11 protein-coding genes are annotated in these 15210 nt (G+C 57.4%); 3 read left to right on the plus strand and 8 right to left on the minus strand.

All coding sequences use genetic code 11. From position 1 onward, the window contains the following. Window positions 1-7: 7 nt before the first annotated feature. Genes ACXAG1_RS14990 through ACXAG1_RS15010 form a run of 5 tightly spaced genes read right to left on the minus strand, consistent with a single transcriptional unit; the run spans window position 8 to window position 5216 of the window. Window positions 8-1666, minus strand: a complete 1659-nt coding sequence (locus ACXAG1_RS14990; RefSeq protein ID WP_475120144.1) for a VWA domain-containing protein — start codon at window positions 1664-1666, stop codon at window positions 8-10. Next, window positions 1663-2673 (minus strand): VWA domain-containing protein, encoded by a 1011-nt coding sequence (locus ACXAG1_RS14995; protein ID WP_475093492.1) that lies wholly within the window; start codon window positions 2671-2673, stop codon window positions 1663-1665. Before ACXAG1_RS14995 ends, ACXAG1_RS14990 begins: the two co-directional genes overlap by 4 nt. Further along, a complete protein-coding gene (locus ACXAG1_RS15000; protein WP_475120145.1) occupies window positions 2670-3188 on the minus strand; it encodes a DUF4381 domain-containing protein in 519 nt (172 codons plus the stop codon). The genes ACXAG1_RS14995 and ACXAG1_RS15000 overlap by 4 nt, the downstream gene beginning before the upstream one ends. Next, the gene (locus tag ACXAG1_RS15005; protein ID WP_475093490.1) at window positions 3178-4197 is read right to left on the minus strand and encodes a DUF58 domain-containing protein; all 1020 of its coding nucleotides are present in this window, start codon (window positions 4195-4197) and stop codon (window positions 3178-3180) included. The genes ACXAG1_RS15000 and ACXAG1_RS15005 overlap by 11 nt, the downstream gene beginning before the upstream one ends. 17 nt (window positions 4198-4214) lie before the next feature. Beyond that, the gene (locus ACXAG1_RS15010; protein ID WP_475093489.1) at window positions 4215-5216 is read right to left on the minus strand and encodes an AAA family ATPase; all 1002 of its coding nucleotides are present in this window, start codon (window positions 5214-5216) and stop codon (window positions 4215-4217) included. A gap of 109 nt (window positions 5217-5325) precedes the next feature. On the opposite strand from ACXAG1_RS15010, the gene ACXAG1_RS15015 reads away from it, so the two are divergent. The 3 genes from ACXAG1_RS15015 to ACXAG1_RS15025 all read left to right on the plus strand — a co-directional run bounded on the left by ACXAG1_RS15015 (window position 5326) and on the right by ACXAG1_RS15025 (window position 10918). Beyond that, a complete protein-coding gene (locus tag ACXAG1_RS15015; protein ID WP_475120146.1) occupies window positions 5326-7683 on the plus strand; it encodes a tetratricopeptide repeat protein in 2358 nt (785 codons plus the stop codon). A 144-nt stretch (window positions 7684-7827) separates the two neighbouring features. Then, window positions 7828-9294, plus strand: coding sequence for a flavin-containing monooxygenase (locus tag ACXAG1_RS15020; RefSeq protein ID WP_475120147.1), 1467 nt, complete (start codon window positions 7828-7830; stop codon window positions 9292-9294). Window positions 9295-9331: 37 nt separating this feature from the next. After that, the gene (locus ACXAG1_RS15025; protein ID WP_475120148.1) at window positions 9332-10918 is read left to right on the plus strand and encodes a phospholipase D-like domain-containing protein; all 1587 of its coding nucleotides are present in this window, start codon (window positions 9332-9334) and stop codon (window positions 10916-10918) included. A gap of 113 nt (window positions 10919-11031) precedes the next feature. On the opposite strand, the gene ACXAG1_RS15030 is transcribed toward ACXAG1_RS15025, so the two are convergent. The 3 genes from ACXAG1_RS15030 to ACXAG1_RS15040 form a co-directional block, all read right to left on the minus strand. Beyond that, entirely contained in the window at window positions 11032-13011 is a 1980-nt protein-coding gene (locus ACXAG1_RS15030; protein WP_475120149.1) for an alkyl/aryl-sulfatase, read from the minus strand. A 64-nt stretch (window positions 13012-13075) separates the two neighbouring features. Then, on the minus strand, window positions 13076-14371 hold the full coding sequence (locus ACXAG1_RS15035) for an OmpP1/FadL family transporter (protein WP_475120150.1): 1296 nt from the start codon (window positions 14369-14371) through the stop codon (window positions 13076-13078). A gap of 62 nt (window positions 14372-14433) precedes the next feature. Then, complete coding sequence (locus tag ACXAG1_RS15040) at window positions 14434-15150, minus strand: transporter (RefSeq protein ID WP_475120151.1); 717 nt, start codon at window positions 15148-15150, stop codon at window positions 14434-14436. Between the last annotated feature and the right edge of the window lie 60 nt (window positions 15151-15210).

Consider the following 15210-nt stretch of genomic DNA (forward strand, 5'->3'; position numbering starts at 1 on the left):
CAGGTTTTCACGGCGCATCGCTCCCGGCATTTTCCGTCGCGGCCTCCACGGCAAATCGCTGTTTCATAAACTCCCCGGTGCTGGTGTCGAGGGTAGACATCCACTGATCCGGATTCACCGGTTGTTGATTGGTGGGCCTGTCCGGCGCCTGCACTTCCTTTTGCTGCTCTTTGTCGTAACTGTCCTCATCACTTTGTGTTTGCTCGTCTTTCTCCTCCTCGTCACCGCGGGACTTTTCCATGTAGGCGAGAATCTCTCGCGCGAGCTGCAGGTTCTTTTCTGCCCCCGGGAAACTGGGGGCCATCTGCAATACCTGTTCGAAGCCGCCGATAGCATCCTGATACTGGCCGCTTTTTACCTGTGCCATCGCGCGGGTAAACACCGCTTCCGGGCTGTCCATGGGCGCCAGGGTATTGGCGGCATCCTCATAGAACCCGGCCTGATACTGGGCGTAGCCTCGTCGGTAGGTGTCGGTAAAGGCGTCTGCTGCGCGGGCGTACTGTTTGCGTCCCATTCGCCATTGCCCCAGCTGGTCCGGGGTGAAGAGGTTTCTGAGAACAGGGTTATCCGGGGCCGGGTCCTCGTGGGCCACGGCAGATGTGGGTGACTGTGCGATGGCGACTGGCCCGGTGAAATGCAGCAAGCAGGCAAAGCCGGACAGTATGAGCAGCGCATTCGCGGCACGCTTGGCCTGAATATGCTGAGCGCGCGCTGCACTTGCCGACGGCAGTACCCAGCCGCGGCGAAACCACAGCAGGGCAAGTAGCGCCGCCGGCCAGGCGAGCCACCAGCCGCGGTCGTCCCACTGCAGGTTCTTGTCCCGGGCCTGCGCGTGGCGGAAGCGGCTGTCGAAGTAGCGGATAAACCCGTCGACATCGCGGGTGTCCGGGGTAACCCGAGTAACGCGGGCACCGCTGATTTGCTGCGTGCCGGGAATTGCGGTGTTGCCTGGCAGCAGTATCAGAAAGCCGAGTCCATTGCCCTGGGGGCGCCGGTCAAATGCCGGGAGATCCCGGGACTCGATGCCGTCGGTGAGAAACAGGATGCCGCCAGCGGATTCTTCCTTTTTCAGAATATCGCTGGCCAGTGTCAGCGCCGCGGCGGCGTTGTTGCCGTCCCGGGGCATCACCTCTGCTTCCAGTCCTTCCACGTAGGGGCGCAGCAGATTCTGGTCGTCGGTAAGGGGGACCACACGGTGGGCGGTACCGGCGTAGGCAATCAGCGCGGTTGGGGTACCATCGCGGCGCTCCAGCAGATCGTAGACCTTCTGTTTTGCGCGCTCCAGGCGGCTGGGGGCAACGTCTCTTTCCGTCATGCTCTGATTTACCTGCATGACAATAACCAGCGGGGCGGTGCGTGCCATCAGTGGATCCGGCAGGCGTGTCCAGGTGGGCCCTGCGGTCCCCAGGGTAAGCAGGGCCAACAGCACGGCGAGGGTGTCGATGGGCAAAATACGTGTTTCATCTGCACTGTGTCGGGTACCCACACTGAGTGCTCGGGCGAGGTGCGGTGCTATGTAATCTGAAACAGAGTGCAGGCCCCGATCGACGGGGCGCCGCAGCCACCACCAGGCCAGCAGAGTAACAGGTAGTAGCAAGAGCCACAGCGGGCGCAGAAAGTGGAAAGCAGAAAGAAAGCCGGAGATTTCGCTAGTGAGTCCGTTCACAAGGTCACCTCCGATCCCCGGGCACTGTGGCGCAGCAGTTGTAGGCCGAGCCCCACCAGCGCGGACAGTAATGCCAGCGCCAGCGGCCAGTGGGCGAGGCTGCGATGTGGGCGGTAGGTTTCGCTGTCCACTTTCTTTGGTGCCAGTGCGTCAATCTGCCGGTAAACCCGCGACAGAGCCGGTTGGTCGTTTGCGAAGAAAAATTCTCCACCAGTACGTGTCGCAATTGCCGTCAGGGTTTCTTCGTCCAACCTGTTTTCCGATTCCCCTTGTGGGTCGCCAACGCCAACGGTAAGTATTTTGACCTGTTGTTGCGCGGCAATGGCTGCCGCGTTGATCGGGCTCATGCGGCTGGCAGTATCGCTGCCGTCGCTCAACAGGATCAGCAGCCGCTGCTGTATGTCACTGCTTTCGAACTGGCGGATTGCAAGGCCGATGGCATCGCCGAGTGCAGTATGGGGGCCGGCCATACCAACTTCTGTCTGTTGCAGTAACTCCAGTACGGTATCCAGATCGGTGGTTAGTGGCGCCTGCACAAATGCCTTGGAGCCGAACACAATCACTGCGACCCGTTCACCTTCGCGACCTTCGAGAAACTGAGCGAGCACGCTTTTTACGCCGGCCAGTCGCTGGGTTCGTGCACCCGTGCCATCTACAAAGTCTTCCTGCTCCATGGACCCGGAGATGTCCACCGCGAGGATCAGATCCCGCGCCGGCTTCTGAATGGTCACGGCTTCGCCTTCAAGTTCGGGCCGTGCTAGTGCGGTAGTCAGCATAATCCAGGTGAACGCACCGATAATCAGTTGCCACAAGTGGCGACTGCGCACGATCGAGCCCGCACCTGGCGTCAGCCCCAGGCGCTCGCTGATGCGCCGGAAGAAGGGCACGCGAATGGCGGACACCCTCTCGCGGTGGGGCGGGGCCAGCCACCACACAAGTAGTGGCAGCGGAAGCAGAATAAACGCCCAGGGCGCCGCGAAACTAAGGCCGGTGAGCAGGTCGCTCATGATGTGGCCTCTGCTTTTTCCGGCCCGGATTCGTGCGGAAGGAGTTCGCGGCGGTGACGGCGAATCCAGTTGTTTGCGGCGCGGGTCAGCGCGGCGCTCCCCTGGCAATTTTGGTAGGCGCCGCGCAGTAGCCGTTCGCCGGTGTCACCGTGGAATTCGTCGCCGCCATACTGATGATTGAGAAATGCCAACCAGTCTTTGCCTGTGAGCCCCGCCGCCTGAGCGCGCGGATATACGGCCAATGCTGTGCGTCGAATGATCTCGGCAATCGCGCCAGGGTCGCCGTCTGCCTTGGCCAGCGCCTTGAGTGCGGCGCGCCGATAGGCATTTGCCCGATAGTGACGGTAGGCACGCCATGCAATGAACAACAGCAGCAAAAAAAACAGGGAGAGGAGCGCTTTTGCCAGTGGTGTCTGCGGCCAAAGGGACACGGCCTCCGGCACCGGCGGTGGTACCAGTTCTGCAATCAGGCCTGGCAGTGTGGTTTCCGTCTGGGGCGAGTTCTCAGTCTGCATCGAGTGTCGCCTCTTTGGCGGGAGCGGCGAGTCCCAGCAGCCGGCACACTTGCGACAGTGCGGGCGCACTTGCCGAGAGTGGCGCGAGGGGAATGCCGTAGCGGCGGTGCCAGCGCTCAATGGCCTCGCGTCGTTCACGATTGAAATGATTGAGCGCGGTGTGAATTTCGCCAATTCCCGTATCGAGGGTTGCCTGCTGGTCGCCATCGGAAATTGCGCTGACAAATCCTTTGGGCATAACGACGCCGCTGGGATCTGTCACCGGCATCAGGATCACATCATTGTGGCGGGCAAGGCCGGCCAGCAGGCGGTCAGAGGACGGGCCAATCACGTCAAAATCGCTGATCAGCAGAATCAGGTGATCGCGACGCGCGATATTTGCCACGGCCTGTAGCACTTTATCCAGTGAGGTGGGGGCGGTAGGGGGAGCATCCGCGTGCAGTGCGCAGTTTGCGCGGGCAACTTCGGTGAGAAACCGGGTCAGTGCCTGGCGACTGCGCTTTGGGCGCTGGGTATAGAGTCCGTCATCTTTTATCACTATACCGCCCACGCGGTCATCCTGATTCAGCACCGCAAAGGCGGCGAGGGCAGCCACCTCGGCGGCGGTGACGGATTTCATTGAATACCGGGTACCGAAGAACATCGACATGCGCTGGTCCACCACAATCAGTGTGGGGCGGTCGCGCTCCTCGGTGTAGACGCGCACGTGAGGCTCACCGGTTCGTGCGGTGACCTTCCAATCGATTGCGCGAACGTCATCGGACGGCCGGTATTCTCGCAGCTCTTCAAAATTGAGCCCGCGCCCACGCAGGCGCGAGGCGTGATGTCCAGCCAGCACACTGCGGGCCGGCTGTCGCGGCAGCAGGTTCAGGGTTTGCGCGGGACCTTCCAGGGATTGCAGGTGAGCGAGGTCCACGTGAATACGCGAGTCAACGCTGGTTGTGGGTGCGCTTTTGTCACTGACGTCTGCCCGGCTTCGGTTGCGGCGGCGTGTGAAGAAATTGAACATGGCGTGTCAGTGGTGAATCACGGCAGGGCGACGTTTTTCAGTAGCAGGTCGATGACCTGGTTGGCACTGATGCCCTCGCCCTGGGCCTCAAAACTCAGACCCAGCCGGTGGCGCAGGCAGTCGTGAATGATCGCGTGGATATCCTGCGGATCCACATAGTCGCGTCCTTCCAGCCATGCGTTGGCGCGTCCGGCCTTGTCCAGTGCAATGGAGCCCCGTGGACTTGCGCCAATCTCGATCCAGCGCGCAAGTTCTTCGGATAGTTTTGCCGGATGGCGGCTGGCGTCGATCAGGTCAGCCATATAGCGCGCCATTGCATCGGAAACGTGAATGGCAGCGATCTCCCGGCGGGCGTCGAATACCGCCTGCTGAGGAATAACCTCTATCGACTGTTGCGGCGCTGAGGGGGTCGGTTCTGCAACGGTAGCCTCGGCCGCAGCAATTTCCTCGCCGCGTACCATTTCAATCACTTCCACCTCATCCTCCACCGGAGGGTAGGTGATCAGTACATGCATCAGGAAGCGGTCCATCTGTGCTTCCGGCAGTGGATAAGTGCCTTCCTGTTCGATGGGGTTCTGGGTGGCCATCACCATAAACAGCGGTGGCATCTTGTGGGTCTTGCCGGCTACGGTGACCTGACGCTCCTCCATCGCCTCCAGCAGTGCCGACTGTACCTTGGCGGGCGCGCGGTTGATCTCATCGGCCAGGACAATATTGGCGAAGATAGGACCCGGGTGAAAACGGAACTCCGATTGTTGTTCGTCGCGATACAGCATATCGGTGCCGGTGACGTCCGCGGGCAGCAGATCCGGGGTGAACTGGATGCGACTGAAGTCCGCCTCCAGATTTTTCGCCAAGGCTTTAATGGCGCGGGTTTTCGCAAGCCCGGGCAACCCTTCCACAAGCAAATTGCCGTTGGCCAGCAAACCGATAATCAGGCGCCGGATTACTTCTCGCTGGCCGACAATGGCACGGCCCATGCCCTGCTCCAGTGCGTTGATCTGTTCCCGTGCCGACATAGGTGCCCCGAATTATTACTGCTCTAATAACGCTAGCAGATTCGAGGCTGAGGAAGAACGCGTGAAAAGCTATACTCGGTGCCAATTACAAGCATAATCCGGAGCAACCATGCGAACCCTGATCATCCCTCTGTTGATTGTCCTGCTGACCAGCGGGCTCAGCGGCTGTGGTAATAGCGAGAGAGAAAAGGGTGCTGAATCCGTAAAAGGCGCGGCGTCTTCCTCCGGTGGAGGTACGGACGTGGAACTGTCATCTGTGGGGTCTTCCGAAGCCGTTGAAGGCCAGGTACAGAAAAAATCTGGCCATACACCGGCAGCCGATGACAGTAAGAATTATGTGGGTGCTGAAACCTGTGCCGGTTGCCACCAGCAGGAATATGACGACTGGCACAAGTCCCACCACGATCTCGCCATGAAGACCCCGGGCGCTGATACGGTGGTCGGAAATTTCGATAATGCCACTTTCGACTATTTCGGTACCGAGTCCAGTTTTTACCGGCGCGACGACAAATATGTCGTGCGCACCGACAACGCGGAGGGCGAGTTACAGGAGTTCCCAATTGCCTACACCTTTGGTGTCTATCCGCTGCAACAGTATCTGGTGGAGTTACCCGGTGGCCGCCTGCAGGCGCTGAGCCTGTCCTGGGATTCCCGTCCGCAAGAAGAGGGCGGACAACGCTGGTTCCACCTGTACCCGGACGAGGAAATCAAAGCGGGTGACCCGCTGCACTGGACCGGAATCAATCAAAACTGGAATTTTCAGTGCGCCGATTGTCACTCCACCAATCTGCACAAAAATTACGATCCGGAATCCCGGACCTTTGCCACACAATGGTCGGAAATCAACGTGGGATGCGAAGCCTGCCACGGACCGGGGGCTAAGCATGTACAGTGGGCGAACTTGGCGGAAGGTGAAAAATCCGCCTGGAAAAATAGCGGCTTTGAAGTGCGCTATGGTGAGCGTTTACAGGCCCACTGGAAGATGGATGCGGACACGGGTATCGCGTACCTCGAGAACAAGGCGGTAAACACCCAGCAGGAAATTTCTACCTGTGCCCAGTGCCACTCGCGTCGTGGCACCCAGTTTCCGGGGGCGCAGCCTGACAGTAATTTCCTGGACTTTTTCCACCCGGCACTGCTGGATGAAAACCTGTACCACGCGGACGGTCAGATCGATGACGAGGTGTATGTGTGGGGCTCCTTTGTTCAGAGCAAGATGCACGGTGCCGGCGTCACCTGCAGTAACTGCCACAATCCCCACAGCCTGGAGACGCGTATTGAGGGGAATGGGCTCTGTGCCCAGTGTCACTTGCCCTCGAAATTCGATACGGCAGAGCATCACCTGCATCCCGAGGGCAGTGAGGGCGCCCAGTGTGTCAGTTGCCATATGCCCAGCAAAACCTATATGCAGGTGGACGCCCGCCGCGATCACAGTTTCCGGGTTCCGCGGCCGGACCTGTCCGACAAGATTGGCTCGCCCAACGCCTGTGTGGGCTGCCACACGGATAAGTCCAATCAATGGGCCGCGGATACTCTGCTGAAGAAGTTTGACGAACCGGATCCCCACTACGGCGAAATTATTTTTGCTGCCCGCCAGGGCTACCCCGGCGCAGATCGGCCACTGCAGGCACTGGCCCTGGATGATTCGCAGCCGGCAATCGTACGGGCCACGGCGGTGTCGCTATTGCCTCGCTACCTTTCTCGCGCCTCTGCGCAAATGTTACAGGTAATTGCCCAGGGGGATGACGCGCTCCTGCATCTCGGCCTTGCGCAAAACCTCGATAGCATACCGCAGCAGGTGCGACCGGCGCTGGCCATACCGCTGTTGTACGAAGACGACCGCGTAATTCGCGCGCTCGCCGCCAATGCGATGGTGGGCGCGCCCATGGATGCCTACCCGGCAGAAGTGGGGCAGCGCTTCCGGCAGGGACTGCAGGAATATGAAGAGACGGCGCGCTTTAACGCAGACCGTCCCGAATCGCTGGTAAACCTGGCCGGTGTTCGCTTGCGTGAAGGCAAGCCGCAAGAGGCAGAGTCTCTGTTGAAGCAGGCACAGCGGCTGGCGCCACACTATTTACCCGCAACCATCAATCTGGCAGATCTTTACCGCAGCTCCAATCGCGAGCGCGAAAGCGAGGCCGTATTGCGCAATGCACTGGACAACGCATTTGAGAAGGGGCCGCTTCAGCATGCCCTGGGGCTGTCGCTGGTGCGTCAGCAGAAGCTTCCCGAGGCCATGCCCCTGCTGCAGGCCGCCGCCGATTCCCAGGGGGCGCCCCCGCGCTACGCGTACGTCTACGGTATTGCGCTCAATTCCCATGGCGATAGTGCGGGTGCCATCGCCTATCTCGAGCAGGCACTGAAGCGCTACCCCGGTGACCGGGAAATTCTGTCTGCTCTGGTATCTCTGCACCGGGAGGCGGGCAATACGGAAATTGCGGAGCAGTACCAGGGGATGATGCACTAGTGATCCACGGGGGAAGTGGCGTGACAGCCCTACGGAGCGCTAGCGTTTGAGGTTTCCTCGAATGCTGTCCTGAAAGTTCTGGCCCTTCCCCGGGGCAATACCGGTACACTGTGCCTTCAACAATAAAAACAGCAGTCAGCGGCTATGAGCAACCAGCATTTTCACACCCTGATTATCGGCGCGGGGCTGTCCGGTATTGGTACCGCCTGTCATCTTGTACGGGAGTGTCCGCATGCCGATTTCGCGATTCTCGAGCGTCGTCAGCGCATCGGTGGCACCTGGGACCTGTTCCGCTATCCCGGCGTCCGTTCGGACTCAGACATGTTCAGCTTTGGTTTTCGTTTTCGCCCGTGGAACGGACTCAAGACAATGGCGGACGGGGAGTCGATTCGGCAATATATTCAGGAAACTGCTGCGGAGTATCAGGTCAGCGACCGGGTACAGTTCGGTGTCGATCTCCAGGAAGCCAATTGGGACAGCGCGCGCGGAGTGTGGCAACTGCAGGGCGAATACACCGATGACCAGGGGTGCAAGCCGGTGTCCTACACCTGCAATGTGTTGATCTCCTGCACCGGGTATTACGACTATGCCGAGGGTTACCAGCCTGATTTTCCCGGCAGGGCGCGTTTCCACGGGCAATGGATTCACCCGCAACACTGGCCTCGGGATCTGGACTATCAAGGCAAGACTGTTGTGGTGATTGGCAGCGGGGCCACCGCGGTAACCCTGGTGCCGGCCATGGCTCAGAAGGCCGCCCATGTCACCATGCTGCAGCGCTCGCCCACCTATGTTCTGTCGGTACCCGCGGAAGACAAACTGACCAACTGGTTGAAACGTTGGATTCCCGAAAGAGTCGCGTACGGCCTGGCCCGACGCCGCAACGTTACGTTACACCGCTGGATGTTCAAGGCCTCCAAACGTTGGCCGGGGCTGATGCGCAAATTGATGTTGCGCGGCGCGCGCAAATCCCTGGCTAGTGCCGAGGTCATGCCGCACTTTACACCGACCTACAATCCCTGGGATCAGCGGCTGTGTGCCATTCCCGATGGAGACCTGTTCAATGCCATCAATGAGGGAAGCGCTTCGGTGGTTACCGGTGAAATTGCGGAGATAAATGAACGGGGCGTTACACTGAAGTCCGGAGATCAGCTGGAAGCGGATATCATTGTGTCCGCCACCGGCCTGAAGCTGCAAATACTCGGCGGTCTGACCCTTAAAATGGATGGCGAACCTGTCGATACCCGCAACCGCCTGACGTATAAGGGGGTGTTAATGGAGGGTGTGCCGAATATGGCCTGGGTGTTCGGCTATACCAATGCGGCCTGGACACTGAAGGCGGATCTTGCGGCAATGTATATCTGTCGCTTGCTGAACCATCTGCGGGAGCGTGGGCTGCGGCAGTTTATTGCTCTCGACAAGCACAATAGCGTGGCAGAGGAATCGGTGATGGCGGCCCTGCAATCCGGTTATGTGGCACGGGCTGATGCACTGTTGCCGCGGCAGGGTACACGGTACCCATGGAAGCTTCTGAACGACTATCCCAAAGACCGCAAAATAATGACAGAGGCGCCGATCGAAGACGGAATTCTGGAGTTGTCGGACATCGACTAGTCTAGTAGTCATCAATGTACCGTGAGATGACGTCACAATGCCCGATGCGCGCACCGTTCGCCCATTTCTGTTGTGCGCGGTTCTCGCCATCGCCCTGGTGATTCTTTGGGAAGCCATGATGGGGGATACCCAACACTCGTATATGCAAGCACCCAGCATATCCAAAAGCCTGCCTCCGGCCACCGAATCCCGTCTGGCGCACGCCGTGCATCGGGATTCAGCACAGCACAATCCAGCGGATACGGGATTCCATTTACTGGAGGATGGCCTCTCCGCATTTGTTGCACGCGCGGCACTGATCGAGGAAGCCCGGGTATCGCTGGATCTGCAGTACTACATCTTCGAAGGCGATACCGTAGGTCGCATCCTTACCAGTCTACTTTTACAGGCGGCAGATCGCGGTGTACGAGTACGTCTGCTGGTCGATGATCTGGGAACGCGATTGGAAAATCCCTGGATTGCGACCCTGGACCAACATCCGAAAATTGCCATTCGTGTTTTCAACCCGGTGGAAGGGCGCTCGGGTATCGGTCGGGCATTGGAGCAGGCGTTGAACTTCGGTCGTATCAATCACCGCATGCACAATAAATTGTTTGTGGCCGATGGCCTGGCTATGATCACCGGTGGACGCAACATCGGAGATGGTTATTTTTCCCGCGCGGATGTGGAATTTCTGGATGTCGATGTTCTGGCAATTGGAGCGGTGTTGTCGGATGCCACCAGAATATTTGATGAATACTGGAACAACAAAGCCTCGGTGCCCGTCGTTGAACTGCCCCTAAGTGCGAGCGAAGATCAGTCACTGGATCAATTGCGCAGTGAGGTCAGTGAGTTTCTCGCCTTCGAGGCCAAGTCGGAATTTACCGAGGCGCTCAGGCATTCGAAGTTGGCCGGAGAACTCCTGGCCGGGGACATACCTTTTCACTGGGGGCCCGCGACACTGTATGCAGACCCACCGGATAAAGCGTTGCACAGAGACCGGGTGCCGGTGAGCGAGTATCCCGGCTATCAACTGGAAAAGATTATTCGCGGCGCTCGCGAGCGGCTGTGTATCACTGCGGCCTATTTTATTCCCGGTAGCGTCGGTACGGAATTGTTCACCGGAGTGCAACAGAGCGGTGTTGATGTGAATATTCTGACCAACTCGCTTTCAAGTAACGACGTGGCAATCGTGCACGGCGCCTACTCCCGCTACCGGAAACGCTTACTGCAAAGTGGTGTGAATCTGTTTGAACTGCGCACGGAAGCGGGGCAGGAAAAGCGTCGCCACTGGTTTCACGGCGATTCCCGGGCCACGTTACATGCCAAGACCTTTGTCATTGACCGGGAGCTGGGATTTGTCGGCTCTATCAATCTCGACAGCCGCTCCATTATCCAGAACACCGAGATTGGCCTGCTAATGGAGCACGTTGAAATCAATGCACAGCTGCGAGCGCTGTTTGATGAATGGGTGGCTCCGGACTCCGCCTGGCAACTGGCATTGAACGAGCAGGGGAAGTTGCGCTGGAGGGCGCGGGACACCGACGGAAACCCAATAGAGACCGCCACCGATCCGGAAACCACCTGTTGGCAACGTACTCTGAGCTGGCTCTTGTCCTGGCTGCCCATCGAGTCGCAGATATAGAAAATAAAGGCCGCGAGCAGTTCTCAATGTACTCTCGAGAGTCTCTTAAATAGTTCTCAAGTAGTTCTCAAGTATCTTTGCCTGTCCGCTGCAGCCATATAATTTGTTAATCGCTACTTCGATGGACGTGGATTGGGGGTGGAGATATTCCACCAGAACTCGAAAGTATCCAGCATTCCCAGCAATTCGTTGAACTTGTCTCCGTTACCATCGATCTTGGCCGAACCGTCTTTTACTTTTTCATCGAATTTCGCGGTGCCCATGATCACATCATCCAGCGCACTGCGATTGACCGAAATGGTAGCGTCGGGTTTGTCTACCGGCGGGCCATAATTCAGTACGCCGTTTTCAAGAACCAGCGAGTAATTGCCCTTGATGTCAGGTAGCGAAATATTGAAAGCCATTTTCTTGCCGGCGGCCTTGGGACCATTCAGTCGAATCCCCAAAAAATCGAAGAACATCTCGATGGGCATATTGGCAATGGTGTCCGGGCTGGCGGTAACCGGCACGGGTAACTTCTTCACCCCTTCACGCAGTTCTTTTGCGCCGCTCAGAAAGAAGTTGCGCCAGGGGCCGTTTTCCTGCTGATAGCCCAATTGCTCCAGCGCATTGGCCAGCAGGTTTTTGGCTTTCTGGTTGTCCGGCTGGGCGGATACCAGATTGTCCAGTACCTGCGCCACCCAACGGTAGTTCCCTGCTTCGTAGTCTTTCTGGGCTTTTTGGAGAAGGCTATCTGCGCCGCCCATATACTCCACAAATTTTTTACCGGCTTCGGTGGGGGGGAGTGGATAAAGACGGGCGGGGTTTCCATCGAAAAAACCCAGGTAATAATTCCACACTGCGCGGGTATCGTGGCTGACGCTGCCGTAGTAGCCGCGGTTGGCCCAGTACTGGTCCAGTTCCTCCGGGAGTTCCATCATCTCCGCAGTCTCGACCATGTTGTAACCCTGATTGGCCATGCGCAGGGTCTGGTCATTCAGGTATTTGTACAGGTCGCGTTGCTTTTTCAGGTGGTTGACAACATTTTCGTTGCCCCAGGTCGGCCAGTGGTGGGGTCCATATAAAACTTCTGATTTGTCGCCCCAGCGTTGCAGGGTCTCGTGCAGATAATTTGCCCAAGCCTTGGCATTGCGCACTTTAGCACCGCGTAGGGTATACAGGTTGTGCAGTGTGTGCGATGCATTTTCCGCTGCGGTAAGCGCTTTCAGTTCCGGGATATAAAAATGCATTTCGGCGGGTGCTTCGGAGCCTGGTGCCATCAGGAATTCAAACGTAAGCCCGTCCACTTTGATCTGCTGGCCGGTTTTGGTGACGACATCAGTAGGGGGAATGATAGTGACGGTGCCCGGCGAAGTGCCGAGACCGAGGCCGGTACCTAGGGTGCCCTTAGGATCTTTGGGTAACAGGTTGCCATACATATACGATGCCCGGCGGCCCATGGTGTTTCCGGCGAACACGTTCTCACTGACCGCCTCCTCGAGAAATCCTTCCGGCGCAATAATCTTCACCTTGCCGGATTTGACATCTCTCTCGTCCACCACACCGCGGACACCACCGTAGTGATCCACGTGGCTGTGGGTATAGATCACTGCGACTACTGGTTTATCACCTCGGTGCTTGCGGTACAAATCCAGTGAAGCTTTGGCGGTCTCCGCAGAAATAAGCGGGTCCATCACGATGATGCCGTTATCACCTTCAATAAAGGTGATGTTGGACAGGTCGGCACTGCGCACCTGATAAATGCGAGGGGATACCTCGTAGAGGCCACCCTCTGAGAGCAGCTGTAATTGCCGCCATAGGCTTGGGTTGACGGTATCGGGTGCTTCCTTGCCTTTGGCAAAGCCGTAGGCACCCAGATCCCATACTGGCTCACCTTTGTCATTCTTGATGATACCGTTGTCCGGAAGCGGAGCAATAAAGCCTTTTTTGACGTCTTGAAAGTCCTGCTTGTCGTTAAAGGGTAACTGCGACTTTACCGCAGCATTGGACTTCCTGGTTGTGTCCGTCGCTGCGTTCTGTGACAGTGCAGATGGTGTCGCGAGCGCAATAGTACAGGCGCTGATAAACACGATAAATGGCTGATTCAGTTTCATGATATTCCCTTTTACTTCCCTGTGTTCCGCTGTCGCGTCCGCTGGACCGGGATGACTTTAGAGCTCAAAACTCAAACTGTACGGAGCCGCCGAGGAATTGCAGGTTGGTATCCTTGTAACTGCCTTCGAGCCGCGGGCTGAAGGGCGGGCGCCCGGTCTGGTCGATATCAATGTCGCCAGACCATAGCAGTGTATAGCCGACATCCATGGTCACACCGGGGCACAATGTCTTTCCGGCCCCGAGACCGAACCGGTAGGCTTTTCCGGTTACCAGATTGGCAGTGAGGTTGGATTCATTTTGCATTGAACTGTCAAATGCTAAACCTGTAGAAAGACTCCACCCCTGCAAAACCCCCTGTGAAAAGGTATGCCTTATACCGAGGGCGAAATGGCCAGTATCCTTATACCCCTGATCGACAAATACGGATATCTGATTTGGGTTATCCAGGGCCAGTCTCATTCCGGCAAACTCAGACCAGTCCTGCCAGCCCAGATTCGCGTATAGCGTCGTAGCCGGGCTTAGTCTTTGCTGTAGACTCGCGGTCATCGTTGCTGGCACTGTCATGTCTATTTTTGTGCGAGCGCCATTGAGTCTTTCGACTGCTGGTTCAAAAAAGGGGCCAAATCCATTCAGGCGTAAATTGTCTGTGAATGTCAGATCCACTTTAGAGGTGTAGGAAATGCCAAAGGTTGTGGTTTCTACCGGGCGGTAGATAATACCTACATTACCGCCGTATCCCACGTCGATATCTTTGTACTTGAGGCGCGCGTCGTCGGGATTGATTCCCGCTCTCGGTGCGGAAACATATTTGAAATATGTGCCCATAATATTGACGCCCGCACCAATCGAAAGGCAATCGTTCACTTTCCAGCTGAGGGAAGGGATGATACTCATCCCGATCAGGTCGGTTTCCTGTACGAAACGCCGACCGGCCCAGTCGTCGTCGTAGTCCAGCCCAAGGCCGAAGTTGCCAGTCATGGCTACTCCCCAGCCAAGTTGATCGGAAAAAACACCAGCGGCGTGGGCCCCGGCGCCCGGAAACCATTCCACCGGGTTGCCGCCATCGTTACCGGGCACATTGCTTTCTCCCCCATTGGAGAATCCAATGTCGCCGTAGAGTACCTGGCCGGCTACGCGCAGCTCGGGGGTGTCCCGCCATACTGTGCCCGCAGGATTGGTGAACGCAGTGGATGCATCTTCGGGCATAGCTGCCCAGCCTGCACCTGCGGTACCTAGCGCAGGTGTGCCAATTTCAGATACCAAGAGCCCTCCCGCCCGCACCAGAGGGGACATCACTACGATCAGTATTGGTAAAATTTTTAGCGTGAGGTATTTGGTGTGCGCACACTGGCACTTCATGACCGGGTTCCTCTCGGTGTCACGAGGCAGAAGTTATCAACGGGTGGGGCAGCACTCAGTGCTCACTTGCCTTTTTCAGGGAATAGCATCACCCAGTTAAGGCGGAAGCCCCAATTGTGACCGCCACCTGCAGGGCTATCAGCGTAATAGCGCGGACCTGCCTGTATCTGGTATGACTGCTTTCCAACTTTGAAAACTTTGGCGACCAGGAAATGGATTGGCACATTCCATTGTTCCGTTTCCCAGTCATAGGTGGACTCTGACTGCAGTGTGAAAGTCCAGGCTTTGGGCGTGTTATAGGCGAGAAATGGCTGAATGAAAGAGCTATTTACATCTGCGCGATTGTCGCTGCCGGCAAAGGACCAGATTTGATTCGCGAGAGTTCCGATGGTCCAGGGCCCGGTTTGTCTCAGAACCACGGCCGTTGGGCCGGCTCCCCATTTTTCGGTGCCGAGTAAAGGCTCCGTACCGGTAGGAAGTAGGAAAACAGGTCCAACCCCCCAGGTGACGCCGCTCGCGGTTGGTTTCTTTGGCGAGAAAAACAGGCTTTGCGTGGTGTCGCCGAGTCCACTTTGGTCACCACTACCTGGAAAAATATTTTCCTGATTCATTACCGGTAGAATGGTGCGACTGATCAGGTTCCAGTCATCACTGATGGAGATTGGGATTACCGGTTGTATGTTCAAAGTGTATTTCCGACCGCCATCTACCGGACCAACTTGGTTATCCCAGTTGTTCTGGAAGGGAACGCTGATCAGACTGGAGATTGGATTGCTCAACTTTTTGGCGAGCTCGGTGTCACCTCGGGCATCGCTGCTATTGAGGGATACAAAAGGCGT

Source organism: Microbulbifer sp. ABE4_465 (assembly GCF_056160765.1).

Excerpts from the sequence above, each read along its gene's own strand:
- ACXAG1_RS14995 (WP_475093492.1), bottom strand. The coding sequence starts at position 2,673 with ATGAGCGACCTGCTCACCGGCCTTAGTTTCGCGGCGCCCTGGGCGTTT.
- ACXAG1_RS15000 (WP_475120145.1), bottom strand. The coding sequence starts at position 3,188 with ATGCAGACTGAGAACTCGCCCCAGACGGAAACCACACTGCCAGGCCTG.
- ACXAG1_RS15005 (WP_475093490.1), bottom strand. The coding sequence starts at position 4,197 with ATGTTCAATTTCTTCACACGCCGCCGCAACCGAAGCCGGGCAGACGTC.
- ACXAG1_RS15010 (WP_475093489.1), bottom strand. The coding sequence starts at position 5,216 with ATGTCGGCACGGGAACAGATCAACGCACTGGAGCAGGGCATGGGCCGT.
- ACXAG1_RS15015 (WP_475120146.1), top strand. The coding sequence starts at position 5,326 with ATGCGAACCCTGATCATCCCTCTGTTGATTGTCCTGCTGACCAGCGGG.
- ACXAG1_RS15020 (WP_475120147.1), top strand. The coding sequence starts at position 7,828 with ATGAGCAACCAGCATTTTCACACCCTGATTATCGGCGCGGGGCTGTCC.
- ACXAG1_RS15025 (WP_475120148.1), top strand. The coding sequence starts at position 9,332 with ATGCCCGATGCGCGCACCGTTCGCCCATTTCTGTTGTGCGCGGTTCTC.
- ACXAG1_RS15030 (WP_475120149.1), bottom strand. The coding sequence starts at position 13,011 with ATGAAACTGAATCAGCCATTTATCGTGTTTATCAGCGCCTGTACTATT.
- ACXAG1_RS15035 (WP_475120150.1), bottom strand. The coding sequence starts at position 14,371 with ATGAAGTGCCAGTGTGCGCACACCAAATACCTCACGCTAAAAATTTTA.